Annotated in this window: 1 protein-coding gene; it reads left to right on the top strand. The window is 30.6% G+C overall.

What is annotated here, in order from left to right; translation table 11 throughout:
• The first annotated feature begins 305 nt into the window (after nt 1-305).
• Entirely contained in the window at nt 306-1940 is a 1635-nt protein-coding gene (locus ACO409_RS10745; RefSeq protein WP_485557128.1) for a malolactic enzyme, read from the top strand.
• The last annotated feature ends 109 nt before the right edge of the window (nt 1941-2049 follow it).

Genomic DNA, 2049 nt, shown 5'->3' with positions numbered 1-2049 from the left:
TTTGTTAATTAAAAATTTGATTAAATTTATTTGCCCCTATATTTTTTACTCTGTCGCATACTCAACTGCCCGTTGACGAACACGGTACTCTTCTGATATACTATTCAGAGAAAGGTTTCTCCTTATGTAGTTTTGATTGGTTTACATTATATCAGAAACCTTTCTTTTTTTCTTCTTTTTTGTCACATATGTATTGTGCCACGACACTCTCCTTTAACTTAAAGTAAAAAAAAATCAATTTCTCTATTATTCCATGTTATACTTGACTTATCAAAATTATTTTAAAAATTTAGAGGTGATTATTTATGAAATCAGGTTATGAAATTTTAAACGATCCTTTTCTTAACAAAGGAACGGCGTTCACAAAAGAAGAAAGAGAAAAATATGGGTTATTAGGACTATTACCAGCACAATTTCAAACGATAGAAATTCAAGCGAAACAAGTTTACAAACAATTTCAAGCGAAAGATAAATTAATAGAAAAAAGACATTTTTTGATGGAAATTTTTAATACAAATAGAACATTGTTTTATTATTTATTTAATGAACATGTTGTTGAGTTTATGCCTATTGTTTATGATCCTGTAATTGCAGAAAGTATAGAAAATTATAGTGAGTTATTTGTAAATCCTCAAAATGCAGCTTATTTGTCAGTAAAAGAACCAGAAAATATAGAAACAATTTTAAAAAATGCCGCAAGTGATAGAAATATTCGATTGATAGTTGTTACAGATGCTGAAGGGATTTTAGGAATTGGGGATTGGGGGACTAATGGAGTGGATATTTCAGTTGGAAAGTTAATGGTTTATACTGCCGCAGCTGGAATTGATCCTTCTACAGTTCTTCCAGTTGTGATTGATGCAGGTACGAATAGAAAAGAATTGTTGGAGAATGAATTTTATTTGGGAAATAAATTTGAAAGAGTTAGAGGCGACGAATATTATAATTTTATTGATAAATTTGTAAAAACAGCTGAGAAAATTTTCCCGGATTTGTATCTTCATTGGGAAGATTTTGGAAGATTAAATGCTGCTAATATTTTGAAAAAGTATGAAAATAAAATTGCAACTTTTAATGATGACATACAGGGGACAGGAATTATTACGTTAGCTGGAATTTTAGGAGCATTAAAAATTTCTGGCGAAAAACTTACAGATCAAGTTTACATGTGTTTTGGTGCAGGAACTGCTGGAGCTGGAATTGCTAAAAGAATTTTTGATGAAATGATTGAACAAGGACTTTCTGAAGCAGAAGCAAAAAAACGTTTTTATTTAGTTGATAAGCAAGGATTATTATTTGAAGATACAGAAGGATTGACACCAGAACAAATTCCTTTTGCGAGAAAACGTGATGAATTTGAAAATTCTGATGAACTAATAAATTTAGAAGCAGCAATTAAAGCTATAAAACCAACGATTTTAGTAGGAACTTCAACAGTACCAAAAACTTTTACAAAAGAAATCATACAAGAAATGGCAAAGCATACCAAAAGACCTATAATTTTTCCATTAAGCAATCCTACAAAATTAGCAGAAGCATCTGCGAAGGATCTTATTAAATGGACAGATGGAAGAGCCCTTATTGCAACAGGAATTCCATCAGATCCAATAGAATATAAAGGAACTGTTTATGAAATTGGACAAGCTAATAACGCATTAATTTATCCTGGATTAGGACTTGGAATTATTGCAACAAAATCAAGACTTGTAAATAACAAGATAATTTCAGCAGCAGCTCATTCATTAGGGGGAATTATTGATACAAACAAACCTGGTGCTGCAGTACTTCCACCTGTATCAAAATTAACAGAATTTTCTGAAACAGTGGCACTTGCGGTAGGAGAAAGTGTGTTAAAGCAAAAATTAAATAGAGATCCTGTTGATGATTTAAAAGAAGCAATTAAAAATACAAAATGGATTCCTGAATACAAAAAACTTTAATTGACAGAGTAAAAAATATAGGGGCAGCCAAAATAACATAATAAAATATTTTTAGCTGTCTTTTTTAAATCATTCTGCTTTGTGATATTTCCTTCAGAACTTCCCTTAT

The organism is Leptotrichia sp. (genome assembly GCF_057270615.1).
Note: the sequence above shows the minus strand (reverse complement) of the source record. Positions and strands in the feature narration are given on the sequence as shown.